22 protein-coding genes and 3 pseudogenes are annotated in these 23,528 nt (G+C 70.9%); 6 read left to right on the forward strand and 19 right to left on the reverse strand.

The genetic code is table 11. The features are described from left to right. Positions 1 to 110: 110 nt before the first annotated feature. Positions 111 to 539: pseudogene (locus ACIHCM_RS10115) on the reverse strand (LacI family DNA-binding transcriptional regulator); the annotation flags it as partial. Positions 540 to 836: 297 nt separating this feature from the next. Between ACIHCM_RS10115 and ACIHCM_RS10120 the strand changes: the two are divergent. Next, entirely contained in the window at positions 837 to 1,997 is a 1,161-nt protein-coding gene (locus ACIHCM_RS10120; RefSeq protein ID WP_399892020.1) for a condensation protein, read from the forward strand. Between the two features lie 176 nt (positions 1,998 to 2,173). Here the strand turns inward: ACIHCM_RS10120 and ACIHCM_RS10125 are convergent, their stop codons facing one another. The 8 genes and pseudogenes from ACIHCM_RS10125 to ACIHCM_RS10160 form a co-directional block, all read right to left on the reverse strand. After that, a complete protein-coding gene (locus tag ACIHCM_RS10125) occupies positions 2,174 to 3,172 on the reverse strand; it encodes a hypothetical protein (protein ID WP_399892023.1) in 999 nt (332 codons plus the stop codon). After that, entirely contained in the window at positions 3,169 to 3,657 is a 489-nt protein-coding gene (locus ACIHCM_RS10130; protein ID WP_399892025.1) for a hypothetical protein, read from the reverse strand. The genes ACIHCM_RS10125 and ACIHCM_RS10130 overlap by 4 nt, the downstream gene beginning before the upstream one ends. 3 nt (positions 3,658 to 3,660) lie before the next feature. Continuing rightward, the gene (locus tag ACIHCM_RS10135; protein WP_399892028.1) at positions 3,661 to 4,884 is read right to left on the reverse strand and encodes a macrolide family glycosyltransferase; all 1,224 of its coding nucleotides are present in this window, start codon (positions 4,882 to 4,884) and stop codon (positions 3,661 to 3,663) included. After that, complete coding sequence (locus tag ACIHCM_RS10140) at positions 4,881 to 5,792, reverse strand: patatin-like phospholipase family protein (protein WP_399892031.1); 912 nt, start codon at positions 5,790 to 5,792, stop codon at positions 4,881 to 4,883. The genes ACIHCM_RS10135 and ACIHCM_RS10140 overlap by 4 nt, the downstream gene beginning before the upstream one ends. A gap of 422 nt (positions 5,793 to 6,214) precedes the next feature. After that, positions 6,215 to 6,874: pseudogene (locus tag ACIHCM_RS10145) on the reverse strand (nitroreductase); the annotation flags it as partial. 326 nt (positions 6,875 to 7,200) lie between these two features. Next, entirely contained in the window at positions 7,201 to 7,686 is a 486-nt protein-coding gene (locus tag ACIHCM_RS10150) for a MarR family winged helix-turn-helix transcriptional regulator (RefSeq protein ID WP_399892034.1), read from the reverse strand. Positions 7,687 to 7,811: 125 nt separating this feature from the next. After that, positions 7,812 to 8,285, reverse strand: coding sequence for an SDR family NAD(P)-dependent oxidoreductase (locus tag ACIHCM_RS10155; protein WP_399892037.1), 474 nt, complete (start codon positions 8,283 to 8,285; stop codon positions 7,812 to 7,814). A 124-nt stretch (positions 8,286 to 8,409) separates the two neighbouring features. Further along, positions 8,410 to 8,883 (reverse strand): carboxymuconolactone decarboxylase family protein, encoded by a 474-nt coding sequence (locus ACIHCM_RS10160; RefSeq protein ID WP_399892040.1) that lies wholly within the window; start codon positions 8,881 to 8,883, stop codon positions 8,410 to 8,412. Between the two features lie 152 nt (positions 8,884 to 9,035). Between ACIHCM_RS10160 and ACIHCM_RS10165 the strand changes: the two genes are divergently transcribed. Further along, on the forward strand, positions 9,036 to 9,449 hold the full coding sequence (locus ACIHCM_RS10165; protein ID WP_399892043.1) for an ArsR/SmtB family transcription factor: 414 nt from the start codon (positions 9,036 to 9,038) through the stop codon (positions 9,447 to 9,449). Here the strand turns inward: ACIHCM_RS10165 and ACIHCM_RS10170 are convergent. Then, positions 9,416 to 9,622: a hypothetical protein gene (locus tag ACIHCM_RS10170; protein WP_399892046.1), complete on the reverse strand. Its 207-nt coding sequence runs from the start codon at positions 9,620 to 9,622 to the stop codon at positions 9,416 to 9,418. The two genes, ACIHCM_RS10165 and ACIHCM_RS10170, sit on opposite strands and share 34 nt — an antisense overlap. A 207-nt stretch (positions 9,623 to 9,829) precedes the next feature. Next, a complete protein-coding gene (locus ACIHCM_RS10175) occupies positions 9,830 to 11,101 on the reverse strand; it encodes a serine hydrolase domain-containing protein (protein ID WP_399892050.1) in 1,272 nt (423 codons plus the stop codon). 434 nt (positions 11,102 to 11,535) lie between these two features. Between ACIHCM_RS10175 and ACIHCM_RS10180 the strand changes: the two genes are divergently transcribed. The 3 genes from ACIHCM_RS10180 (at position 11,536) to ACIHCM_RS10190 (ending at position 16,281) form a co-directional block, all read left to right on the forward strand. Continuing rightward, the gene (locus ACIHCM_RS10180) at positions 11,536 to 14,544 is read left to right on the forward strand and encodes a family 16 glycoside hydrolase (protein ID WP_399892053.1); all 3,009 of its coding nucleotides are present in this window, start codon (positions 11,536 to 11,538) and stop codon (positions 14,542 to 14,544) included. Positions 14,545 to 14,891: 347 nt separating this feature from the next. After that, positions 14,892 to 15,632 carry an SDR family oxidoreductase gene (locus ACIHCM_RS10185; RefSeq protein WP_399892056.1) on the forward strand — a complete coding sequence of 247 codons (741 nt, stop codon included), beginning with the start codon at positions 14,892 to 14,894 and terminating at the stop codon, positions 15,630 to 15,632. A 304-nt stretch (positions 15,633 to 15,936) separates the two neighbouring features. Next, positions 15,937 to 16,281, forward strand: a complete 345-nt coding sequence (locus tag ACIHCM_RS10190; protein WP_399892059.1) for a hypothetical protein — start codon at positions 15,937 to 15,939, stop codon at positions 16,279 to 16,281. Between the two features lie 73 nt (positions 16,282 to 16,354). Here the strand turns inward: ACIHCM_RS10190 and ACIHCM_RS10195 are convergent, their stop codons facing one another. After that, the gene (locus ACIHCM_RS10195) at positions 16,355 to 16,879 is read right to left on the reverse strand and encodes a hypothetical protein (protein ID WP_399892062.1); all 525 of its coding nucleotides are present in this window, start codon (positions 16,877 to 16,879) and stop codon (positions 16,355 to 16,357) included. Between the two features lie 379 nt (positions 16,880 to 17,258). Here ACIHCM_RS10195 and ACIHCM_RS10200 point away from each other — a divergent pair. Continuing rightward, positions 17,259 to 17,951, forward strand: a pseudogene (locus ACIHCM_RS10200) (sigma-70 family RNA polymerase sigma factor); the annotation flags it as partial. A 78-nt stretch (positions 17,952 to 18,029) separates the two neighbouring features. Here the strand turns inward: ACIHCM_RS10200 and ACIHCM_RS10205 are convergent. From ACIHCM_RS10205 to ACIHCM_RS10235, 7 genes are all read right to left on the reverse strand, one after another. Continuing rightward, the gene (locus ACIHCM_RS10205) at positions 18,030 to 18,872 is read right to left on the reverse strand and encodes an RNA polymerase subunit sigma (protein WP_399892065.1); all 843 of its coding nucleotides are present in this window, start codon (positions 18,870 to 18,872) and stop codon (positions 18,030 to 18,032) included. Positions 18,873 to 19,144: 272 nt separating this feature from the next. Then, on the reverse strand, positions 19,145 to 19,357 hold the full coding sequence (locus ACIHCM_RS10210; RefSeq protein ID WP_399892068.1) for a hypothetical protein: 213 nt from the start codon (positions 19,355 to 19,357) through the stop codon (positions 19,145 to 19,147). Continuing rightward, complete coding sequence (locus ACIHCM_RS10215; protein ID WP_399892071.1) at positions 19,351 to 19,950, reverse strand: YceI family protein; 600 nt, start codon at positions 19,948 to 19,950, stop codon at positions 19,351 to 19,353. The genes ACIHCM_RS10210 and ACIHCM_RS10215 overlap by 7 nt, the downstream gene beginning before the upstream one ends. 140 nt (positions 19,951 to 20,090) lie before the next feature. After that, positions 20,091 to 20,837: an SDR family oxidoreductase gene (locus ACIHCM_RS10220; RefSeq protein WP_399892074.1), complete on the reverse strand. Its 747-nt coding sequence runs from the start codon at positions 20,835 to 20,837 to the stop codon at positions 20,091 to 20,093. 126 nt (positions 20,838 to 20,963) lie between these two features. After that, positions 20,964 to 22,664 carry an L-aspartate oxidase gene (locus ACIHCM_RS10225; protein WP_399892204.1) on the reverse strand — a complete coding sequence of 567 codons (1,701 nt, stop codon included), beginning with the start codon at positions 22,662 to 22,664 and terminating at the stop codon, positions 20,964 to 20,966. Positions 22,665 to 22,797: 133 nt separating this feature from the next. Beyond that, on the reverse strand, positions 22,798 to 23,004 hold the full coding sequence (locus ACIHCM_RS10230) for an oxidoreductase C-terminal domain-containing protein (protein WP_399892078.1): 207 nt from the start codon (positions 23,002 to 23,004) through the stop codon (positions 22,798 to 22,800). A gap of 42 nt (positions 23,005 to 23,046) precedes the next feature. Then, the gene (locus ACIHCM_RS10235) at positions 23,047 to 23,475 is read right to left on the reverse strand and encodes an OsmC family protein (RefSeq protein ID WP_399892081.1); all 429 of its coding nucleotides are present in this window, start codon (positions 23,473 to 23,475) and stop codon (positions 23,047 to 23,049) included. Between the last annotated feature and the right edge of the window lie 53 nt (positions 23,476 to 23,528).

Below are 23,528 nucleotides of genomic sequence, written 5' to 3' on the forward strand. Positions count from 1 at the left end.
GGACGGCGCCTTTGACGGTGGGTGCGGGGCCTCAGATACTGGCTCTCCGTCCAGGGCCGGATAGCGGCCGGTGTCCAGCCGTACTCCTCGGCGAGACGCTCGTACGCGGCGCGTAGTTGGGCCGCCGCCGCGTCCGCCACGTCGGGCTCCACCACGATGGCGCCGTCGATGTCGACGGAGTACAGCGCCCTCTCGGACTGCACGGGCGGCACGAGCACCAGCGCGTAGTCGTGCAGCAGGGCGCTCTCCGCGGCAGCCGCGGCGACCTCCCTGTGGAAACCGAGCCTGGACGGCCCGCCCGCCACCGCGAACGGCATCGAGGAGGCGAGTGCGATGGCCTTGTCCTGCCCGCGCCGCAGCCGCTGCGCCCGCAGATCGGGCCGGTAGCCGAGCTCCGCCGCGACCTGCTTGATGCGGGTCCGTGGGTCGACCTTGCCGAGCCCGTTGAGGGCGTGCGACACGGTGGTACGCGAAACCCCGGCGGCGAGTGCGACATCCGCGATCGTCGGCGGCCTCGGACCTGGGGCGGACGGAGTCATCTGCGCGGACACTCCGGGCGAACGGGAACGGCTGACCCCACCATCTTCGCCGACCCACCGCCCGGCGGCGAGCCCCGGCCGGCGCGGCCACGCGTGCCGCTCGCCCGTACGGGCCGCATGCTCCGCTCGCTCGCCGGACATGCTTGACAGGCTGCTCGCGCGAAGATCCACCACCCCCGCCCCGAGAGGTCCGCCATGCGTTCCCACCCCGCTGCCTCGTCTCCTCCACCGAAGAGGCTGGGGGCAGTTGACCGTGCCTTCCGGGCGGTCGCCGCCGGTCCTCTCACGATGGGCATCATGCTGGACTTCGACGGCCCGGCACCGTCGCTGACCAGTGTGCGGGCCCGGGTCGCCGAGCGCCTCCCGGACATCGCGTCCCTGCACTACGAGGTCGACAGGGACGGGAGGGGGCTCACGGCCGTCCGGGAACTGGTGGTGGACGACCACGTACACCAGCTCGGCCTGCCGCAAGGCCGGGACACGGGCCCGGAGGGAGAGGGCCGGGCAGCCGACCGCATGATGATCAGCGCACTGCCCGCGACCGGCCGGCCGCCGTGGGACCTGTGGCTGATCCCCAGGGCGAAGGGCCACTCCCTGTGCTTCCGGTCCGACCACGCGCTCAGGGACGGGGCCGCCGCCGTCGGCATCACCCGTGCGCTCCTGGACGACCGGCCCGGCTGGCAACCACGGATGCACCCCGCGGTCACCCCTGGTCCGCGCGGCTTCGCGTCGGTGACGGGACAAGCCCTGCGCGCGCTGCGTTCCCCCGGTGTCCCCCCGGCCTTCGCGGCCCGCCCCGCCGCGACGCAGAGCATGTTCCACGCCGACACCGCCCTCGACCACCTCCGCACGGCCCGCCGGATCCATGGCGGCACCGTCAACGACGTCTACCTGGCCGCCCTTTCGCAGGCCGTCCGGCGCTGGCACGAGGAGGACAGCGGCCGGGCGCACCCCCCGATGCCCATCTCCATGCCGCTGTCGGTGCGAGCGCCGGGCCAGGAACTGGCGGTCGGCAACGCGTTGGTGACGGCCCGGGTGACCTTGCCCTGTGCGCAGAGCGATCCGCGCAGGGCGCTCGAGCACGTCATCTCACAGACCGAACCCCTCAGGCGCAGCCATCACCGCCACGCCGCGCGTCTCATGCTCGGCGGCCTGCCCGCGGCGATCGGGATGCGGGCGGCGCTGCGTCTGGCCGACGCCCGGGCGGTCCCGGCCCTGGCGTCCACCATGGAAGTCGGGCCCGAGCTCACCCACCAAGGCCGGCAGGCCACCCGCGCCGCCATGTTCATCGCCCTGGCCGGCGGACTTCGCTGCTACACCGCCCTGACGACCTACCACGACAACGCCCGGCTGACGGTCGTACACGATGACGGCCTCACCGGCATCGACGGCCTCGGCCGTCACTGGCTCACCGCGGTGCACGAACTCGCGACTGCCCGTCCACGTACCGGCGGGTGACACGAGCCCGGATCCGTCAGGAACCCGACGGATCCGGGCCGGCGGTCGTCGCCCCCCGCGCCCGCTCCTGCACGGCCTCCGCCCTCGACTCACCTTCGGGACCGGAGGCCTGAGGCCGCCGCCATGGGGTCCTCGATCTCGTCATGTCCGGCTCGGCGAGGCCCCGTTCTCACGCGTCACGGCCCGGCCCCGGCCCCGGGAGGCCCGACCGGCCCGCCTGCTCGGGCCGTGCCCACCCTGTGCTCCGGCCCGTCCGTCCTCGCACTCGCCCTGTAGTGGGCCCGGACCAGCGCGATCACGGTGTCGGCCGTCCGGGCGAGGTGGCTGCGGCCGTCGGGCAGGTGCGCCGCCGCGCTGATGTAACTGAGCGGCCCGACGTGCGTGGCCGGGTCGAGCCGGTGGACGGTGATCTTGCCGGAGCGGCGGGCCCGGTTCCAGGCGCTGAAGCGGAACAGCGGCCAGCGCTGCGGGAAGATCCAGGTGCCGATCCGCTCGATCCGGTCGCTCCCACTGGTCAGCCGATGGAGGTGCTCGGCACGGGAGAGATCGTTGGCCCCGTTGTGGAACCCACCGAGCGTGATCAGCACGAGCGGGGAGCGCAGCTGTGCGTGCAGTTCGCCGACAGCCCCTCCGGCGACCTGCGCGCCGCCGCTGTAGCTGAGCAGCACCACGGGGACACCGCTGTCGGCCCGGTAGCCGGCGAGGCGGAGCTGCGTGGCGATCTGGGAGCCGACGGCCCGGTTGTACAGCGGGCGGTACCGGCGGTCGGCGGCAACGAAGATCTGCATGACGTTGTGCAGGAACAGCAGCAGCCCGACGCGGCGGCGCAGCCACGCCCACACCGGCCGGTCGGCGAGCGGGTCGGCCAGGGGGGAGTAGGGCAGCACCTGGCCCAGCACCCGCAGCTCCGGCGCTCCGGCGAGCAGGGCCTTGACCAGCTGGCCGCCGTCCCGGCTGTCGCGGACGCGCCGTTTGCCGATGCCGTCGAGGTAGACCAGGTAGGCACCCGGGGGAGCGTCGGGCTCCGCGCCCCGGGCGTAGGGCACACCCTTGGGGAGCACGCTGGCGGGGGCCCGCCAGCCGGCGCCGTAGGCCAGCACCTCGTAGCGGGCCAGCAGCGCTTCGGCGAGCAGGGCCGGCCCGATGGCGAACGCCCAGAGCACGAAACCGTTCATGCGATCGCCTCCCGGGCGTCGGCGGCGCTGAGACCGACGACCAGCCGGCGAACGGCCTCCACGGCGACACCGAGCCCGGCCCCGGCAAGGGCGACGCAGCCGACGGCGCTCCACCAGCCCAGCCCGGAGGCGGTGGCGAGAGGGTCGGCCAGGCCCGCCCCGACCCCGACGAAGAGCAGCAGGTGCAGTCCGGGGCCGAGCCAGGGGAACGCGAGGACGGCGGCGAGCACCAGGGGAGCCACGAGGCCGGGTGTCCATACCAGCCCGTCGCCGGGCGGTGGAGAAGACACGACGAACTCGGCCAGGGTCCACGCGGTCAGCGGCCACAGCCCGAACACGGCACCTTCGACGAGGCCACCGGCCAGCAGCCACGAGGCCACCAGACCCCGCGGCATGCCAGGCCGGCGCACCACCAGAGGCAGGACGCGCCCGGCGGCCTCGGACACCCCGGCGAGCAGCAGGAGCAGGGCGACGGCAAGTGACATCTCTCAGCCTCGCCGCGCCTGTCCGCCGGGAGTGCGCCGGCCGGACGGCCGGACGGCGCGCAGGTACCGCTCGACTTCGTCCGCGGCGCGCCGATGCCCACCGGCCTCGCGCTGCGCGACCTGCAGGGCCCCGGCGAACGCCCGGAAGTGGCGGTCGTGCAGCAGTCGCCGGGCGAGGGCACGCACGGAGCCTTCGGTGACGTCCTGGGTACGGATCGACAGTCCCGCGCCGAGCTCCACGACGCGGCGGGCCACCACGGGCTGGTCCGCCCCCTGGGGCACCACCAGCATGGGAACCCCGGCGTACAGGGCCTCGTTGACGCTGTTCATACCGCCGTGGGTGATGAACAGCGCCGCACGGTCGAGCACCTCGGGCTGCGGGACGAATCGGCGGGCGAGCACGTTGGCCGGCAACGGGCCCAGCGCGGCGGGATCGGTCTGCCCGGTGGAGACGACGACGGTGCCGCCCAGAGGCGCGAGCGCGGTGGCGAAACTCCGCAGCAGCCGCGGAGCGGCGTTGAACACGGTCCCCAGGGACGCGTACAGCACAGGGTCACGCAGCCGGTCGGCCGGGAACGACGGATCCGCCGGGCGGCCGCCGATGCTCGGGCCGACGAACCGGTAGCTCTGGTCGAAGTCCGCGGCGAAGGGCTGGAAGGCCCGCGCGGTGTAGACGAGATTGAGCGGCTGGCGGATGTTCCCCATGTCGAACCACGGCAGCCCCCTCGTGTCGAAGTGCCGTCGCAGCCACAGGCGGGAGCGCAGGTGATGGCGCAAGCTGTGTGGCCGGGCCGCTGCCGCGGCCAGCAGGTCCCGCGAGACGCGGGTGGGGCTCGGCACCCGGCGGTTGTACGCGAACGTGGTGAACGACGATGCCGCCGGCACCCCGAGTTCGCGGGCCGCGACCGCTCCCCACGGACAGGTGCTGTCGTGGACGATCAGGTGGGGCCGGATGCGTCGCAGGTCGTTCAGCACCGCGGGCAACAGGCGGCCGGTGGCGCCCGTCAGTCGCTCGATCAGGGTGAGCGGCGTCGGCGGATCGGGGAGCGGCTGGTCGTCGCCGGGGTAGAGGCAGACCTGTGCGCCGGCCGCCGCGATCTCCGCACGGAAGGCGGGAAGGGTGTGGTACGTGACGGAATGGCCGCGCCGCACGAGCTCGGCCACCAGCGGCAGCGTCGGATTCACGTGCCCGTGCATGGCGATGTTGAGGAAGGCGATGGTACTCACAGAGCGCTCCGCGACAGGGAAGGAGTCGTTGCCCCGCCCGCGCCGGGAGACCCGGCCGAAGGGCCCTCGAGTCGGTACAGGCCAGGCCCGCTCACGCGCAGCCCGTCGAGGAACTGTCCCGCCGAGCGGTGCGCGGTGCTGATCATCCGCTGGGCATGGCCGAAGTCCCACGGGGCGGGCCAGGTCTCGATGCCGGTCGGCAGGACGACGGTCGGCACGTGCCGGGACACGGAGTCGAGATCGCGTTCGATCTGGTGATGCAGTGCCAGCATCCAGGCCCTGGCGGCGATCGCGCCGGCCCGGCGGTGCGGGACGGCCCGCCGCGACACCGAGCCCCCCGGCCCGGTCGACAGCACCACCACGCTGGCCGCCCCGGCCCGAAGTGCCGCCAGTACGGGCACGTGGGCGATCAGGCCGCCGTCGACGAGCGTTCTGCCCTCGCGACGCACCGGGGGCAGCATCCCCGGCACGGCCGCGCTGGCAAGCAGCGCGGACTCGAGGTCCCCGTGGTCGAGCAGCGCCGGCGCGCCGGTGGCCAGATCCATGGCTACGGCGGTGAAGGGGACGGGGAGGTCCTCGATCCGGGACGGCAGTCCGGAGCGGGCGATGAGCCGGCGCAGGCCGCGATCGGTGAAGATGCTTGCCCGGGAGGGCAGGTAGCCGAGCGGATAGACCTCACGGCGTCGCAACCGGGTCCACACGCCGTCCAGCCAAGGCGCGGCCCCGGAGGGGTGGGCGGCCACGATGGCGCCGGTGAGGGCGCCCACGGATGTACCGATGATCATGTCCGGGGCGAATCCGCGTTCCGACAGCGCGTATCCCACGCCCACATGCGCCGCCCCGAGCACGCCGCCCGCGCTCACCACCACGGCCACCGGGCGGGGAAGGGCGCGCAGACCGGGCGGCATCTCTCTCTCGGGCAGCGGGCCCGGCAGGGAAGGCGTCCGCCCGCCGCCCGTCGGGGTCCGGCGCTTCGCGTGGTCACGACCTCTCGTCGAGCCGCCCCCGCTGAATCTCCGGCGTGCCCATGAGACCGGAGTCCGGCCACAGGCATTCGTCATGATCAACCTTTCTCACCAAGGCAAGCAGTCGGACCGGTCCCGCGACCGGCTCAGGGCGGCAACCCGATCTGGGAGACGAACCGCCCGGCGCGCCTGGTGAAGGCGTCGCTGAGGCGTGCGACGACACCCCGCAGTCCCCGCGAGCGGGGTGCGGGGTGCCTGGTGCCCTCCGTATGCGTGCCTCCCGGGCGGTGGGGCTGAGACCGCGAGGAGGAGCCGGTCGCCGCCGTCCGCTGCGGCGCGCGCGACCGGGGCGCGGCGGCCACCGAGTCGACGAACGTGACCGTTTCGCCGAGTGGCGCCCGGCCTGTACGGGGGTGCTCCACCCTGGCGTCCGCGTAGCCGATCGACATGCCGCAGAAGAGCATGAGCTCGTCCGGCGGTGCCAGGACGTCCGCGAGGGTCCGGTGATACTTCGCCCACGCCATCTGCGGGCAGCTGTGCAGTCCCTCGGCGCGGAGCAGCAGCATGACCGTCTGCAGATACATGCCGACGTCGGACCACTGAGCCGGACCCATGTCGCGGTCCACGTAGCAGAACAGGGCGGCGGGGGCGCCGAAGCAGTCCCAGTTCGCCGCGGCGGCACGCTGGCGGGCCTCCAGGTCCCCGTGTGCGATGCCGAGTGCGCCGTAGCGCTGCGCACCGAAGGCGGCTCGGCGCTCGCAGTACGGGGACTTCAGCACGGGCGGGTACTGCTGGTACTCCGGTTCGTCCCAGGGGTCTTCCGCGGCCAGGCGCCTGCCGGTGCGCTTCTTGAGCTCGGCCAGCGGTTCGCCCGTCAGCACGTAGCACTGCCACGGCTGGAGGTTCGACGCGGAGGGCGCCCAGGCCGCGGCGGACAGCACGCGCTCCAGCACCTCCCGTGGGACGTGCTGGTCGGTGAAGCACCGTGTCGCCCGCCGGCTGGTGACCGCCTCGTAGACATCCAACATCGTCCACCTCCCATTTGCTCAGGAGCCAAAGCTCGTTGCACTTGCGATAGTATCATTCAATACAATCTCGCGTGTAACGATCTCTGCCGTGCAGCCGTCCCGGCCCGCCCGGCTCGGCCAGCAGTGAACCCGTGTGTTTGCCGCGTACATGACACTCCTGTCGTCGGCCCTTGGCTCACCGGGCCGACGCACCGTCTGCCGGTTGGTCCAGGACGCCAGGGGGTCCTCGTCGCGCACCCTCGGTTGCGGCTGCTACGGCAGCTCAGGACGAACGCGACGCCGGGGAGCCGCCCGCCGCGCGCCCGCCCGTGGCGAGAGTGGGCTCAGGGATGTTCGTCCGCGGGATAGGCGAAGCGGGTCAGCAGATCCATCAGCTTCTCGGGCTCACCGGGACCCAGTTCGGCGACAAGCCGCCCGGCCAGCGGCTGCGCCGACACATGCGCCGCGTCGAAGAGTTCGATGCCCGCGGGCGTGATCTCCACCGCCCGAGCCCGCCGGTCCCCGGGGACGGCCTTGCGTTCGGCGAGCCCCCTGCGTTCCAGGTCGTCCACGACCCGCATGATTCCCGCCTTGTCCGCCCCCGTGGCGGCGGCCAGATCCCGCTGCATCGTGGGCCCGCGGTCCATCAGCACGATCAGCACGGCGAAGTGACGCAGCTCGATGCCGAGCGGTCGGAGCGCCTCCGTCGCCATCGCCGCCGCGCGCCAGTGGGCACGGCGCAGCAGCAGCCCGAGGGCGAAAGGCGATGTGTCCCCGTGGCGGCCGGTGGCACGCGAGGCGGTGGGCTTGTCAGCAGCGTTGGCGGCCATGCAGGCACACTACCAGCGACCGTCTCATTCGATACGGTATCGCCCGAGACCGCGTCCAGTCGTGTCCAGGGCCGCCCGCGGGGGACGCGGGGGCTCGGGGCGGTGGGTCGCAACCACCGGTCGGATCAGGAGAGTTCGAGCCCGCCGTCGATCGTGAGCACCTGCCCGGTGAGGTGGGTGCCCTGAGGGTCGGCGAGTCGCAGGATCCACTCCGCGACGTCCCGAGGGTCGCCGAGACGGCCCGTGGGGATGCGCTCCCGCTCGTAGGACCGCACCTTGTCGATCGCCTCTTCGGTCAGGCCCGCCGCGGCCAGCACGCCGGTCTCGGTGGGGCCGGGCGCGATGGCGTTCACCCGCACTCCGTCGCGGGCGCGCTCGAGTGGCCAGCTTCGTGTCAGCTGTTCGAGTGCGCTCTTCGTGGCCGCGTAGTGCGCCCCTCCGGCCAGGGGCCGATGGCCGTAGGTGCTGGAGACGCTGACGATGGAGCCGGAGGCTTCCCGCAGATACGGCAAGGCCGCGTGAGGGAGGAGGCTCGGTGCCGTCACGTTCAGCTCGAACAGCTTGGCGATGACGGACCGGTCGGTCTCCGCCAGGGGCATCAACCATCGAACAACGTACCAAAGGTGTGCGCCCGGGCCGACGTGCGGCCGTCCGTCTCCGCGCCGGAGGCCGGGGTGGCGCGGAGACGGCCGGCCGCACGTCGGCCCGGGCGCAGCGGGTGGTTCAGCCGAACTGGCCCGGCTGGTAGTCGCCGGCCGGCTGCTGGTTGATGACGTTGATGCGGTTGTAGGCGTTGATGAGCGCGATCAGCGAGATGAGTGCGACGAGCTGCTCCTCGTCGTAGTACTTGGCGGCGTTCTGCCATGCCTCGTCGGTGACCCCGCCGGCCGCGTCGGCGAGCCGGGTGCCCTGCTCGGCCAGTTCCAGCGCGGCGCGCTCGGCGTCGGTGAACACGGTGGCCTCCCGCCATGCGGCCACCAGGTTCAGCCGCTGCTGGGTCTCGCCGGCGGCGGTGGCGTCCTTGGTGTGCATGTCGGTGCAGAAGCCGCAGCCGTTGATCTGGCTGGCGCGGATCTTGACCAGCTCCTGCGTGGTGTGCGGCAGGCCGGACTCCGACACCACCTTGTTCGCCGAGTTGATGTGCTTGAGCACCTTGCCCGCGAAGGCGTTGCCGAAGAAGTTCAGACGCGGATCCATTGCCATCTCCTGGTCGAGTTGCGGTTACACACTTCTGACCGGACAGCCCCGCCCGATGTGACACGACGGCGTGTGTCCCGCGTCACCGGCACCGGAAAGTGCGCGCGTCTGGACGGGCGTTCGACCGCAATCGGACGACGTCATCTCGTGGCATGCCGGACCACTCGTCACCCCCCGACAGCGAGATCACCTTGCCGCGCCTGCTGGGAGCGCTGAGCGATCCGACCTGGATCGGGATCGTGCGGGTGCTGTCCGACGGCGCCGAACGGGGGTGGGGCCAGCTGTGCGCCCCCGTCGCCAAATCCACCCTCAGCCACCATCTCAAGGTGCTGCGCGAGGCGGGCGTCACGCAGACCCGCCAGGAAGGCACCCGGTGCTACGTGACGCTGCGACGCGAGACCCTCGACGCCCGCTTCCCCCTGCCTCCTGCCGGCGCTGCTGTCCGCGGCGGTCGCCGACGACGTCGGAGAGCACGTGACCCTGCGCGACGAGCAGGCCTGACCGCGGGGACGACTCCCCCCGGGGGGACGGGTCAGGCGGCGGTGCTGCGCGCCGCGGACCGCTGATCGGTCTCGCTCGCGGGGGTTGCGGCCGCCGCGCCACCACGCAGGAGCCTCAGATGGCCCGGCCGGGCGTGCCGGGCGGGGCGGGGGGCCTCGTGGAGCTTGTCCTCGATACGGCTCATGACGATCAGCAGCAGGCTGAGTCCGGGCAGCAGCAGGATGGCGAGCATCAGCACGGGCTTTCCCCTCCCTGTATGGCTTGACAGGCGGGTGCCCCCGATTTCCGGGGTCATGGACGGCACGACCGGAAGACCGCCTCGGACGGTGCCGCCGGTGGCGCCAGGCGCCGCGCCGAGGCCGGCCCGCAGCCGTGCCGCCGGGCCGGGGTGGTGCAGGAGGTGCTCCGTCACCACCCCGCCGACGTGCGCTTCACGCGCGGCGGTTCAGCGCCGCTCGGGCAGGTCGCGCTCGGCGGGCAGCGACCCCGCGCCGGGCGTGACCGTGGTGGCGTTGCGGGCGGACGGCAGCGGCGTCGGCCGTGTCCCGCAGAACGCGGCCTCCAGCGTGCCGCCGAGCGCTGTGTTGGCCTCGCCGCGGTTGGAGGTGTTCGCCATGGCGGACAGGCTGCGGCGGCCGTCCCGGGTGGCGAAGGCGTACGTGTAGTAGCCCTGCACCGTGCCCGTGTGGCCGTACACCCGCGTACCGCAGGAAAGGTCGTAACGGCGCAGACCGAGCCCGTAGAAGCGGGTGTTGGTCGGGTCCGTCGGTGTCACGGTCGTCATGGCCTCCCGCATGGCCGGGGACAGCAGCCGGCCGCGCATCAGCGCGCTGGTGAAGGTGTTGAGGTCGGCGGCACTGGAGATCACGGCCCCGGCGGACTGCGCCCAGGACACGGTCTGCTCGGTCGAGTCCACGAGCGGCGCGCCGGCCTCGTCCGGGTGCAGGTAGCCACGTACGCGCAGCCCCTTGATGCGGGTGTCGGGATGCACGTACGAGGTGTGACGCAGCCCCAGCGGCTTGATGATGCGGCGCTGGTAGGCGTCGCCCACCGGACGGCCCGTCAGCTTCTCGATGAGCATGCCGACGACCACGAAGTTGGTGTTCGAATACTTGTACGCGGCGCCGGGCTCGGTGGTGGGCGGCTCGGCGAGGGAGAGACCGACGAGCTCGCGGTAGCCGAACACCCGGTTCCGCACGGCCTCGAAGCCGGGCACGGTCTGCTCGAACATGGCCTCGGTGTAGTCGGCCAGGCCGCTGCGATGGGTGAGCAGATGACGGACCGTGATGCGCTCGTCGGGCAGCAGCCCCGGCAGGTAATGACCGACCGGACGGTCCAGCTCCACCCTGCCCTCGTCGGCCAGCTGCAGCAGCACGACGGTGGAGAACGTCTTGCTGACACTGCCGACCCGGAACCGCGCGTCGATGTCCATGGGTGCCCCCGAGACTCTGTCGCGGACTCCGACGGCGCGGCTCCTGACGCCGTCCGGTGCGGTGTAGCGCGCCATCGCGCCCGGCGCGCCCTTGGCCATCGCGGCGTCGAGCGCGGCGGCCACCCCGTCCATGTCGGGGGCGTGCGTGGTGGGTTCGACGGCGGCGGGGACGGGGCCGGGCGCGACGGGAGCGGCCGACGCACCGGTGAGGGGAGCGAACCCCCCGGCGAGTGCGGCGATCACGGTGACGCTCACGGTCAGACGTCGGTGCGGCGACAGGGACACGGTGACTCCTCGACTTCTTCCTCGACGGGTTCGGCGCGGTGCTCGACCCCCGGCACCCGCGAGTGGCCGGCAGCGGGCACGCATGGATCATGAGTGCCTGAACGCCGCTCGCGGTTGCAGACACGCGAAGTACCGCGAACGGGCACGCCGGAGCCGGGCGTGCCCGCCGAGCAAGGGCCCCCTTCGGCGGGGTCACCGGCCACCGCATGCGTTCCGGTCGCGGCGCCCGTCAGGGGAGCGGCCCGCCGTCCCCGTGCCGTCCCGCCGCACCTGGCCTTCATGTCGCCGCCACGCGACGGACTTTGAACACATCGATGACAAAGTATGGACATGACAAGCGGAAGGCTCCTACCTTTGCGGCGAAACCGCAGGCTCCGTCACGGAAGACCGGAACGACGTCCGGCACGCTCCGGTCCCCCAGCACAGGAGGACCCATGCGCCAACGGCTGTTCCCCCTCGCCCGAAGAGCCCTCGTTCCGCTGCTGGCACCGGCCGTCCTGGCCGCCGGTGCCCTGGCCGCCCCGGCGGCCACCGCCGCCCCCGCCGGCATCCCGCCGCAGGAGCCCGGAGTCACACTGCGCGTGTTCGATGTGCAGACCCCGCTCAGCGAGTTGTGCACCCTCAAGCCGGGGCAGACCCCCAACCACGACAAGCTCATGCCGACGGTCGACTGGTCCACGGCCACCGACTTCGGCGGACTCGACGACCACTTCGTCGCGGAGGCGAGCGGCTACCTCCTCGCTCCGAGCGACGGCTCGTACGTCTTACGCCTCACCAGCGACGACGGCTCGCGGCTGACCCTCGACGGCACCACGGTGATCGACCACGACGGACTCCACGGAGCCGAACCGAAGGACGGCACCGTCCACCTCACGGCCGGCTCGCACCCGCTGCGCATCGAGCACTTCGAGCGCGACGGCGGGCAGCAGCTGCACCTCTCCTGGAAGCCCCCGGGCGCGGACGAGTTCACCGTCGTGCCCCGCGAGGCCCTGAGCACCGACGCCGGTGTGGTCCGGGTGACGGCACCGGGCCGCAAGGAGTGCGAGGCGGGCGCGGACTCGCCCGGCGACGGACTGCCGCTCACCTCCGTGCGCCCCGACCTCACCCTCACCGACCTGCGCCCCGACGGTTTCGAGCCCCAGGTCACCGGCATGGACTGGCTGCCCGGCGGACGTCTCGCGATCAGCACCTGGGGCGGCAGCGACAACGTTGCCGGAGAGGTGTACCTGCTGGACAACGTCACCGGCGAAACCAGCCGTGACAAGGTCACCGTGGAGAAGGTCGCGACCGGGCTGCGCGAGCCCATGGGGATCAAGTACGTCGACGGCTCCCTGTACGTTTCGCAGAAGCACGAATTGACCCGGCTGGTCGACCGGGACGGTGACGACGTGACCGACGAGTACCGCACGGTCGCCACCTGGCCCTACGGGGGCAACTTCCACGAGTTCGCGTTCGGCCTGCTCCATCACGACGGGTACTTCTACGTGAACCTGTCCGTCGCCATCGACCACGGTGGCGCGACCACCACTCCGCAGCCGGCGCCCGGCCGTGGGACGACGTACAAGGTGAGCAAAGAGACCGGCCGGATCAGCCCGGTCGCCGGCGGGCTGCGCACGCCCAACGGGATCGGGTGGGGACCGGGCGGCGGCCTGTTCACCACCGACAACCAGGGCGGCTGGCTGCCCTCGTCAAAGCTCGTCCAGATCAAGCAGGACCGCTTCTTCAACCACTACACCGAGCCGGCCGGGCCGTTCGAGAACTCACCCGTCACCGCGCCCGTGCTCTGGCTCCCGCAGAACGAGATCGCCAACTCGCCCTCCACACCCCTGTATCTGAAGACGGGTCAGTTCGCGGGCCAGATGCTGATCGGCGACGTCACCTACGGCGGCCTCCAGCGTGCCTACCTGGAGAAGGTGAAGGGGCAGTACCAAGGCGCCGTCTTCCGCTACACACAGGGCCTGGAGGCCGGAGTCAACCGGATCAGCCTCGGTCCGGACGGCGCGATCTACGCGGGCGGTCTGGGCGCCGACGGCAACTGGGGCCAGGAGGGGAAGCTCAGATTCGGCCTGCAGAAGCTGACACCCAACGGTGGCAACACCTTCGACATCAAGACGATGCGCGCCGTACCGGGCGGCTTCGACCTGACGTACACGCAGCCGGTGTCCGCCGAGACCGCCGGGCAACTCGCCGAGCGTTACCGCGCCGAGCAGTGGCGCTACACGCCGACCGCCGACTACGGCGGCCCGAAGATCGCCGAGGAGCGGCTCGCCGTACGCTCGGCGACGCTGTCGAAGGACGGCCGTACCGTCCGGCTGCGGCTGGACGGCCTGAAACCCGGCCATGTGGTGCACGTGCGGTCCCCACGCCCCTTCACATCCGCGGCCGGTGAGGCGCTGTGGAGCACCGAGGCCTGGTACACGCTCAACGCGATGCCCGGCGAGCAGCCGCCCACCCCGACCCTGTACGAGGCAGAGGAGGCACGTCTGACCGGCAAGGCCGGGATCAACACCGACCACGCCGGCTACTCCGGCAGCGGATTCGTCGACCGTTACGCCACCGAGGGCAAGGCCGCCACGACCTTCGACGTGACGGTCCCCGAGACGGGCGCCTACGACGTGAACCTGCGCTACTCCAACGGCCCGAACCCGTTCCAGGGCACCAAGTCCCTCTCGCTGTACGCCAACGGGAAGAAGGTGCGGCAGACGGAACTGCCCTCCACCGGCGACTGGGACACCTGGTCCACCCGGACCGAACGCCTGAACCTGCGCTCCGGCCGCAACGAGATCTCCTACCGGTACGACCCCGGCGACACCGGCCACGTCAATCTCGACCTGATCACCGTGCACCCGCACGGCGCCCCGGTCGGCCTCTTCGACGGCACCACCGCCTCGCAGACCCGGTGGCAGCACACGGACGGGCGCCCGCTCGCATGGCCGCTCACCGGAGAGAGGTCGATGGAGGTGTGCTGCGGTGACATCCGCACCAAGGACGCGTACCAGGACTTCGCGCTGCACGTGGAGTTCCGGGTCCCGCTGCTCCCCGCGGACGTGACCGGCCAGGACCGCGGGAACAGCGGCATCTTCCTCCAGGACCGCTACGAGCTCCAGATCCTCGACTCCTACGAAGACACCTCACCGGGCACCGACGAGGCCGGAGCCCTTTACCTGAAGAAGGCGCCCGACGTGAACGCGGCGACGGCGCCCGAGACCTGGCAGACGTACGACATCGTGTTCCGTGCGGCTCGCTACGACGCCGGCGGCCGCAAGACCGCGGACGCCCGGGTGACGGTCGTGTGGAACGGCCGGACGGTCCACGACGATGTCGCTCTCGACGGGCCGACCGCGTCGGGCCGGCCCGAGACGCCCGCGGCGGGCGCGATCCGGCTGCAGGACCACGGCAACAAGGTCCGGTTCCGCAACATCCGGATACAGCCGCTGCGGTGACCTGACGCCGAGCGTACCGGTGCGTGATCCCGGGCTGCCCGTCGAGCAGCCCGGGATCACGCAGGAGGCCTGGGCGCCGTCCGCCGTGTCGGAGGAGCGCAGCAGGCGCAGGAACGTCTTCGCGCCTCCTCGCCGACGAGGACGAGCATGGGTTTGCCGGGCTCACACATCATTATTCGAACTGGAGGACGAGGTCGGGTGGGCGCGACCGCCTGTCCGCTCCTGGTGCCGCCGCGCGGTGGGACATACCTGGACAGATTACTCTTTTTCTGTACAGAACAACCAGACGTGTGAAGCGCACGGCTCCAGCGGTCGGGCGCTTGCGCAACTCGGCGAGAGGGTGCGTCATGAAGGTCACCATTCTGGGGGGAAGCGGCCGGATCGGCTCACAGGTGGGGGAACGACTGACAGCGGCCGGCCACGAAGTGGTGTCCGCCTCGCTCTCCACGGGAGTCGACGTGATCACCGGAAAGGGCCTGGAGGAGGCTCTGCAAGGCGCGGATGTGGTGGTCAACCTGATCAACTCCCCGACGTTCGACGACTCGTCCATCGAGTTCTTCGAGACGTCGATGAACAACGTGCTGAGGGCGGCCGACGCGGCCGGTGTCCGTCACCATGTGATCGCCTCGATCGTCGGCGTGGACCAGGTGCCGGAGCTCGCGTACTACCGGGCGAAAATGCTCCAGGAAAAGCTCCTCCGGGAAGGCCCCACACCGTTCACGATCGTCCGGGCGACCCAGTTCTACGAGTTCGTCGAAGCGATCATGTCCTGGACGACCGAGGGCGACTCCGTTCATCTGCCCTCCACTCCCGTACAGCCGATGGCCGCCGCCGACGTGGCCGCGGCGGTCACGAAGGCCGCGTCGGAAGCCCCGTTGCGGGGGATCCGCAACGTCGCGGGCCCGCAGGTCTACGCCCTCGATGAGCTGGGCCGGATCACACTGGCGGCGCGTTCGGACGGCCGGCAGGTCGTCACGGACGAGGAGGCGGGGATGTTCGCCGTGGTCAACGGGGACGTGCTGACCGCGCCTGAGGGGGCGGAGCTCGCCCCGACGCGCTACGAGGACTGGCTGCAGCGGCAGCAGTAGCGGAAGGCGGCGGGATCCTCGGCGCCCACAGGTGTCGCGGCCTGTGGGCGCGAGGGGACCCTTGTCCACGCTATGAGCACGGTGTGACAGGTTGCTGTGCGACACGGTGCCCGACTTCCTTGACGAGACGTTTCACACGGTGGGACCATCCGGCCGCCGGCGCTCCCGCGAGTTATGCTCGATTCGCGGGTCGGGTCCGCCCGGAGGATCACCCAGAGGGGCAGTTCAGCCAGGCTTCGCCGAGCATTCCGGTGTGCCCGTCCCGCGGCGCTTGCCGACGATCATTACCTGCCCTGAGGATCTTGTGGACGCCTCCCATGAGGCCGCTCGCGGCCTGACCGACATCGAGGGTTTCCTGTACTGGGAGGCCCATCACCGCTCAGCTCGCCGCCGCGCGGCTGACTTCGTCGCACGTGTGTCCGGACTGAGCGAGAAACAGAAGGCCGAGATCGAGTGGTGGTACGTGCAGGAGCAACTGTGCGTCTGCCGTTCGATGAGGCAGCACATCACCGACCACATCACAGCGGTGGAAGAGCACCATGCCCAGCGCTACTCGCAGCTGCGCCGGGGTGCCTACGCCGCCTCGACCCTGCTCACCACGCTGATGCTCGCCCTGTGCGTCGTCGTGATCCTCGGCACCGCCGGGTGACGGCCCCGCCCGCGGGGGCAGGGCGGCGGGCGCGTCACCGGCGAAACAGTGTCACATCTTGTGTCAAGCGGTGCTAGGTGCGCTTGGCGCGGTAGAGACCCCGCCCGGTCCGGCGGATCCGGGAAGTGCCGACCAGACGATCCAGGGTGCTGCGGACGGCGTTGATGCTCCCGCTGTCGGTGTCGCGGCCCAGGGCCGCGGCCACGTCGCGCGCCCGGACATCCGCCTGGCCGGCCGTGGCGAAGTACTCGAGGATCTGCTCGGTGAGCTGACCGTACTTCCGGTTCCCGTCCGCGTCGGCGGACGCGTCCGAGCGGACCGGCGCTTCGGCGTCCTGCCCGCTCCCGGCTTGCTCGTTCGCCGTCCTCGCTTCCGGCGCCGGGCCGGCGGATGGAGCCTCGGCCCGTAGCTCCGCGGCCGGGTTGCGCATCAGGGTGTCGATGGCATTGAGCGCGCGCTGGACGGAGCCGAGATGGGCTACGACCGCGGCCAGTTCCCGCTCCAGCGCCTGCTTCTGCAGCTCGAGGCGGGCCAGGTCCTTGTGCAGGCTTTCAGCGGTGACCTCGACGGACTGCGCAGCGTGGGCGCCGGAGACCATGTGTTCCTCTCATCCTCGACCCATTGTGTCGCGTCCCTGACCGACTTGTCTTCGGCGCCGTTCGGCCGAGCACCGACGTCGGCGCCCTCATCATAGGCAAAGCGAACCTCTGAATACAGACGGTTCATGTCATGCGCACGTGAACATGGTGCCGCGTCGGGAAAGAACGCACCACACGTCTGACACGTAACCGGCACAAGACGTTGTCACACAATGTGCGCCTTCTCGGTCGTAGATGTAGATGCCACGGATCCGGAGTGGCTGCCCACGGCCGAACCCTGCCAGGAACTCACTGGGCGAGCGGGCCATGACGCCGGGGCCGCGTGAACGCGTCACCCGACGGCACGGATTTCCCGGAGGAACGGAGACAGCAGGGCGAATGCACCTCAGAACGTCCGCGGAGAGCTCCCTTGAGGAGGCCGTTGCCGCCTTCGTCCAGTGCCGTCCACGCCTTTTCGGTATCGCGTACCGGGTGCTGGGAAGCGCGGTCGAGGCGGAAGACGTCGTACAGGAGGTGTGGCTGCGCTGGCAGAAGACCGACCGTGCGGCCGTGGTCAGCCCCGTGGCGTTCCTGTCGACCACAGCCACCCGGCTGGCCATCAACGTGGCTCAGTCCGCCCGGGTGCGCCGCGAAACCTACATAGGGCCGTGGCTGCCCGAGCCCATCGACACGAGCGCCGACCCGGAGGTCGGCGCCGAGCGGGCGGAGGCACTCGAACTCGCCCTGCTCCTCGTCATGGAGAAGCTCAACCCCACCGAGCGCGCCGCATACGTCCTGCGTGAGGCCTTCGTCTACTCCTACGAGGAGATCGCCGAGATCCTCCAGACCAATATCGTCAACGTACGGAAGATCGTGAGCAGGGCCCGCAGGCGGCTCGCGGGCAAGGGGCGCAGGGCCGTCGACATGGAGGATCATCGGCGGCTCCTGGACGCCTTCGTAGGCGCGGCGCAAACGGGAAATGTCGCTTCGCTGGAGGCACTGCTGACGCCGGACGAGTTCCGCCGGTCCGGCGCTGTGTGCGTGGAGGGCGCTGCCGGCACAGGTGATCCCGGCTCCGCCGAAGTGGCGAGCCCGCCCGGCCCCCGGCCTGCCGGTGCGGCAGGCCCGCGGCCCTCCTGACCACTGCGCTGTCACACGCCGGTACCCACGTCAGACGTGGTCGTTCCAGCTGCGGAGCTTGTCCGGATTGAGGATGACCCAGATCTGCCGGACCCGGTGACGGGCGATGTCCAGGCTGATGACAGCCGCGACCCTGCGGTCGATGTACACCACGAGGCCGGTCCGTCCGTTGACGTTCCGGGTGTGCAGGCTGGTGCGCGGGTTGTGGGGCAGCAGCAGCATCAGGCTGCGGGCGATCCGCCGGTCACCGTACACCGGCGTGACCAGGGCCCTGACCTTGCCGCCGCCGTCGAAGCACGCCCTGGCATCGATCGTGAGCAGGGATGCCAGAAGAGCCTCGTCCTGCGTGGCCCACGCCTGCTGCACGGCATGGACCACCGCGTCGTCCCCACGGCGGACCGCAGGACCGCCCGCCCCGGGCTGGGCCGGTTCGGCGCGCTCCGGCTGCCCCATGAGGTCGTCCACCGGGCGCGGCGCCGATCCGATCACCTCGTTGAGCATGTACGCCGCCCGTTCGGCCGGGGACAAGGAGTGCAGGGCACTCCGCAGAACCGCACCGACCTCTCTCCCGAGCGCCTCGTGCGGATCCGCTCGCGCGCCGGGGGCCGTCTGCCCGGCTGCCATGCCCTGGCCCCAGACGGGCCGGGCCAGCCGGGAGATGCAGATGCCGCCGGCGACCGCGGCGAGCCAGGCACCTGGATGCACGATGGATGCCCGCGCCGGACCGGACAGCTCGTACCAGCGCCGGTAGGTCTCGTCGACGGCGCTCTCGGCCTCGCTGCTGTCGCCCAGCATCCCAAGTGCCATGTCCAGCAGATGCCGTCGCTCGTCCAGCAACTCCACGATCGGCACCGCGTCGTCGGGACGGTTCATACGGCAGCCTCCCTCTCTCGCACGGCGTCATACGCCGCAGCTTCCACCGACCTGGATCGGAATAAGGAGAGCCTCGGCAGAGCCGGAGCCTCGTCGGCAGGTTCTCGTCCCATGTTTCGTGTATATGACGAGTGACCGGATGGACACGGTCCTTGTGACATCGGGCCGGTCGAGCCGCCTCCGCGGTCCGGCTGAGCCGGTGTCACGCGTTCTGCGGAACTGCTGTTACGGCGGGGCGTGCCGGAATCCGCCGCGTGGAGGTGCGGCACACGTCATCGAGGTTCGTCCTCGGTGGCGGGGGAGGCGGCCGCCGAGCGAGCCAGGCGGTGCAGCGCGTCGGACACGGACTGCATCTGCTCGTTGATCTCCGCCAGGGCTTGGTGAATCTCGTTGACACGCGTCTCGAGCTCGGCGGCCTTGTTGGTCAGTGCCTCGACCGTGGCGGCGAAGGCGACGGGGTTCTCGCGAAACGGTGGTATCACCACGGGGCCTCCTGGCCGACCCGCACGGCCGAGATACCGAGGGTCAGCCTCACCGTGTCGCTGACGAGAACTCCGCCTGCGTCCGGCCCTTGGGCCCAGGTGAGTCCCCAGTCCGAGCGCTGCAGAGTGGCGGTGCCCTCGAACCCGACACGGTTCCGCCCGTGGCTGTCCCTGGTCGCCCCTGCGAACTCGACGTCGACGACGAGCGGCAGTTCGACATCCTTGATCCTGAGGTTGCCGGACATACGGAACTCGGCGTCTCCGACCGGTGCCAGCCCGGTGGAGCGAAAGGTCATCAGGGGAAAGGTCGAGGAGTCGAAGAGGTCGGGGCCCGTGAGGTACGCGTCGCGCGCCCGCAGACCCGTGTCCAGGCTGTCGGTCCGGATGCTGACCAGGGCCGCGGACCGGCCGGGTCGGGCCGCGTCGAACTCCAGGAAGCCCTCGACGGATTCGAACTTCCCGTGCACGTGCGAGACCACGGCCTGCCGGACGGAGAAGCCGAAGATGCTGCGAGCCGGGTCAATGGTGTACACACCGGCCAGTACCTCGTGCCGGGCGGTGCCGAGAACAGTGTCCTGCCGGCTTTTCCTGCGCATGACTGACCGCTTTCCTTGTGCGACGGGTACCGGATCGGGCCCGAGAGAGGGAAGGGGTGGCCCCTGACGTACAGAGGCCACCCGCAAGGAGGGTGCTGCTACTGCTACTGCTACTGCTACTGCTACTGCTACTGCTACTGCTACTGCTGCTGTGCGAGCCAGTCGGTGAACCGGGTCGCGGCGATCTGTGCGTCGGGGCCGGGAAGGAGGTCGCGCTCCTCCAGCTCGGAGCCGAAGTACTGCCCGTGCGGGTCCGACACCACGGTGCGGGTGTCGTTGCCCGGAGCGAGGCCCGTGTCGAGGAACTCCTTGAAGTCGAACGCATCCGGCCCGGCGATCTCCACCATGCCGTCCAGAGGCGAGCCGACGGCCGCGCGGGCGACGGCCTCGGCCACGTCACCGGAGTAGATGGGCTGGATCTTCGCGGCGGGGGCACGCACGGTGTCGCCCTCGGTCATCGAGTCCGCGATGGCCTTAACGAACTCGAAGAACTGTGTCGCGTGGACGATGGAGTACGCGACCCCGGACGCCTTGATGAGTTCCTCCTGCGCCAGCTTGGCGCGGAAGTAGCCGTTCTTCTCGAGCCGTTCGGTGCCCACCACGGAGAGGGCGACATGGTGGGACACGCCGGCCGCCGCCTCGGCCGAGAGCAGGTTGGTGGTGGAGGTGCGGAAGAACTCCATGACCGCGTCGGGCGCGAACGAGGGAGAGTTCGACACGTCGACCACGACCGAGGCGCCCTTCAGGACGTCAGCCAGGCCTTCACCGGTGAGTGTGTTGACGCCCGTGCTGGGCGCGGCGGGCACCGCCTCGTGACCGAGCTTCCTCAGCTTTTCGACCACCTGCGAGCCGATGAGACCGGTCCCGCCGATCACTACAACCTTCATGCGATCTACCTCGAAATCCTTGTGGGTGCGTGCACTTGGGCCAGGCACGTGGCGCTGCGTCCGTGCTCTGTTGGAGACAAGACAGGACGTCGATCGCGCTTGTGACAGGGGTGGCCGCCCCGCGCGCTACTCGGCGAGCTTGCCTTCGGTCGAGACCTCCTGCATCAGGGACGAGATCTCCTCCGGGATGGAGACAATGGGTTCGCGGGTGACCCCCGTGGCCGGGGACCACACGAGATTGACCTGCAGTGCGGGATCCATGTCCGGGTAGTCGCTGCGGTTGTGGCAGCCGCGGGTCTCCCGGCGTTCGAGCGCCGCCTCGAGCGTGGCCCGCGCGGCGAGCGCCGCGGCCTTGAGGTCGAAGGCGTGCGCGAGGTCCTGGTAGCCGGCGATGTCGGGATGGACACCGATGTCATCCATCCGCTTCTCGATCGCGCTCAGCTCCGCCAGACCGGTGCGCAGCCCCTCCTCGTCGCGTACGACGCCGGCATGCTCGGTCATGGTGTTGCGGATGGCGCGCTGCAGGGCCCGGACGTTCTCCTGCCCGTCGGCCGCGAGCAGGCCGTCGACCTCCGCGCGGGCCGCGGCCACGGCGGCCGCCGAGCGCGGCTGCGCCTTCAGTGACTCCGAGTAGGCGGCAGCGGCCTGCGCCGTGATGCGGCCGAAGACCAGCAGCTCGATCAGGCTGTTGCCGCCGAGGCGGTTGGCTCCGTGCAGTCCGCTCGACGCCTCGCCGATCGCGTACAGGCCGCGTACGTCGGTGCTGTGGTCCTCGGGGCGGACCCAGACACCGCCCATCGAGTAGTGCGCCGTGGGTGCGACCTCGATCGGGTCCCGGGTGATGTCCAGCATCTGCAGGTCGAGAAGCGTCTGGTAGACCCGGGGGAGCCGATTCATGATCGTCTGCCGGGAGAGGTGGGAGACGTCGAGCCACACTCCGCCGTTGGGGGTGCCGCGGCCCTCCTTGATCTCCGTGTAGGACGCGAGGGCCACGCGGTCACGGGTGGACAGCTCCATGCGCTCGGGGTCGTAGCGGTTCATGTACCGCTCGCCGAGCGCGTTGCGCAGGATGCCGCCCTCGCCACGCGCCGCCTCGCTGACCAGCGTGCCGGCCGCGTTCTCCGGCTCGATGATCCCGGACGGGTGGAACTGGACGAGCTCCGGGTCGCGCAGGCGGGCCCCGGCCTCGACCGCCAGCCCGAACGAGTCACCGGTGTTCTCGTCGCGCCGGGAGGAGGTGCGCCGCCAGATGCGGGTGTGGCCGCCGGCCGCGAGGATCACCGCGTCGGCGTGGATGAGGTAGCGCTTGCCGTTCGTCAGGTCGAACCCGTAGGCCCCGAAGACGGCCCCGTCGTGCACCAGGAGCCGGGTGATGTAGACGCTGTCGAGAAGGGGGACGCCGAGCTGGCCGGCCCGCCCGACGAGCGTGCGCTGGATCTCCAGACCGGTGTAGTCACCGGCGAAGGCGGTGCGGCGGAACTTGTGCGCGCCGAAGAACCGCTGCGAGATACGGCCGTCCTCCTCCCTGGCGAAGGCCATGCCGTAGCGCTCCAGGTCGTCGATGCCGCGGGCGGCGCCCTGCGTCACCATCTCGACCGTGTGGGGATCGGCGAGGAGGTAGCTCTCCTTGAGGGTGTCCGCGGCATGCTGCTGCCAGCTGTCGCCGGGGTCCATCGTGGCGAGGGCCGCGTTGATTCCCCCGGCGGCGAGGGCGGTGTGCGCGTCATCCTTGGAGCGTTTGCCGACGGCGAGTACGTCGACACCGGCCTCGGCCAGCTCGATCGCCGCCCGCAGGCCGGCACCACCGGTGCCGATCACCAGCACCATGGTGGAGAGACGTTGTTCGGTGAGAGACACGATTGCTCCGATCGGCTTGTTGGTCACCGAGTACGACCGGACGACCGAGGTATCTGTGACAGACGAGCGGACTGCCGGCGCGGCGGCCGGGGGCGGAACGCCGTCAGGTGACGAGAGTGTCCAGGGGGACACCCGGGTCGCAGAGGCGGGCCTCGTCGACGTCGGTCCCGGAGAGGACCAGGGCACGGATCGAGTCGACCACGTCCCACACATTGACGCTCATACCCGCAAGCACACCGGTCCCCGACATCCGGAAGGCGATGAATCGCCGCTCCGCCTTGTCACAGCTCGTCGTGCCCCGTTTCCGCACGGCCTCCGCCGCCTTGCCTGCGGCGATCCGCAGCCGACGAGGTCAGCCCCGCTCCCGCGCCGCCCCGTCCCCGGAACCGGTGGGCGCCGCCATCACGACGGGCACAGTGATCACCGTGACGTCCCCGGTCAGCAGGCGGTGCACGGGACAACGGCCGGCCGTCGCCAGCAGTCTCTCCGTCTGTGTGGCGTCCAGGTCGCCGGCGAGCGTGATGCGTCTGACGATCTGCCCTTCCGCGTCGAACCGCACGTCCACGTCGACGCGGTCGAGTGGCCACCCGTGCCGGTCCGCCGAGGCGCGGACCGCCATGGAGGTGCAGGACCCGAGGGCGCCGAGGAGCACTTCCACGGGCGTGGGCCCCGTGTCCGCGCCCAGCGGCTCGGACTCGTCCGCCGTCAGGGTGTGCGGCCCGATCGCCATGGAGCGGGCGAGTCGAGGGCCTTCACTGACCGAAACGGTGCGTCCGGACATGAGTGACATGAGTCCGCCTCTGAAGGGTTGGGGGCAGCGTCTTTTGACACTAT

It is taken from the genome of Streptomyces sp. NPDC052023 (genome assembly GCF_044548465.1).
GTDB lineage: Bacteria > Actinomycetota > Actinomycetes > Streptomycetales > Streptomycetaceae > Streptomyces.

What these genes read in the sequence shown, in the direction of transcription:
- ACIHCM_RS10235 (WP_399892081.1), bottom strand. Translation starts at nt 23,475, where the DNA reads ATGTCCGGACGCACCGTTTCGGTCAGTGAAGGCCCTCGACTCGCCCGC.
- ACIHCM_RS10140 (WP_399892031.1), bottom strand. Translation starts at nt 5,792, where the DNA reads ATGCCGCCCGGTCTGCGCGCCCTTCCCCGCCCGGTGGCCGTGGTGGTG.
- ACIHCM_RS10180 (WP_399892053.1), top strand. Translation starts at nt 11,536, where the DNA reads ATGCGCCAACGGCTGTTCCCCCTCGCCCGAAGAGCCCTCGTTCCGCTG.
- ACIHCM_RS10130 (WP_399892025.1), bottom strand. Translation starts at nt 3,657, where the DNA reads ATGTCACTTGCCGTCGCCCTGCTCCTGCTGCTCGCCGGGGTGTCCGAG.
- ACIHCM_RS10120 (WP_399892020.1), top strand. Translation starts at nt 837, where the DNA reads ATGCTGGACTTCGACGGCCCGGCACCGTCGCTGACCAGTGTGCGGGCC.
- ACIHCM_RS10220 (WP_399892074.1), bottom strand. Translation starts at nt 20,837, where the DNA reads ATGAAGGTTGTAGTGATCGGCGGGACCGGTCTCATCGGCTCGCAGGTG.
- ACIHCM_RS10215 (WP_399892071.1), bottom strand. Translation starts at nt 19,950, where the DNA reads ATGCGCAGGAAAAGCCGGCAGGACACTGTTCTCGGCACCGCCCGGCAC.
- ACIHCM_RS10195 (WP_399892062.1), bottom strand. Translation starts at nt 16,879, where the DNA reads ATGGTCTCCGGCGCCCACGCTGCGCAGTCCGTCGAGGTCACCGCTGAA.
- ACIHCM_RS10150 (WP_399892034.1), bottom strand. Translation starts at nt 7,686, where the DNA reads ATGGCCGCCAACGCTGCTGACAAGCCCACCGCCTCGCGTGCCACCGGC.
- ACIHCM_RS10165 (WP_399892043.1), top strand. Translation starts at nt 9,036, where the DNA reads ATGCCGGACCACTCGTCACCCCCCGACAGCGAGATCACCTTGCCGCGC.
- ACIHCM_RS10155 (WP_399892037.1), bottom strand. Translation starts at nt 8,285, where the DNA reads ATGCCCCTGGCGGAGACCGACCGGTCCGTCATCGCCAAGCTGTTCGAG.
- ACIHCM_RS10205 (WP_399892065.1), bottom strand. Translation starts at nt 18,872, where the DNA reads ATGAACCGTCCCGACGACGCGGTGCCGATCGTGGAGTTGCTGGACGAG.
- ACIHCM_RS10160 (WP_399892040.1), bottom strand. Translation starts at nt 8,883, where the DNA reads ATGGATCCGCGTCTGAACTTCTTCGGCAACGCCTTCGCGGGCAAGGTG.
- ACIHCM_RS10125 (WP_399892023.1), bottom strand. Translation starts at nt 3,172, where the DNA reads ATGAACGGTTTCGTGCTCTGGGCGTTCGCCATCGGGCCGGCCCTGCTC.
- ACIHCM_RS10225 (WP_399892204.1), bottom strand. Translation starts at nt 22,664, where the DNA reads ATGGTGCTGGTGATCGGCACCGGTGGTGCCGGCCTGCGGGCGGCGATC.
- ACIHCM_RS10185 (WP_399892056.1), top strand. Translation starts at nt 14,892, where the DNA reads ATGAAGGTCACCATTCTGGGGGGAAGCGGCCGGATCGGCTCACAGGTG.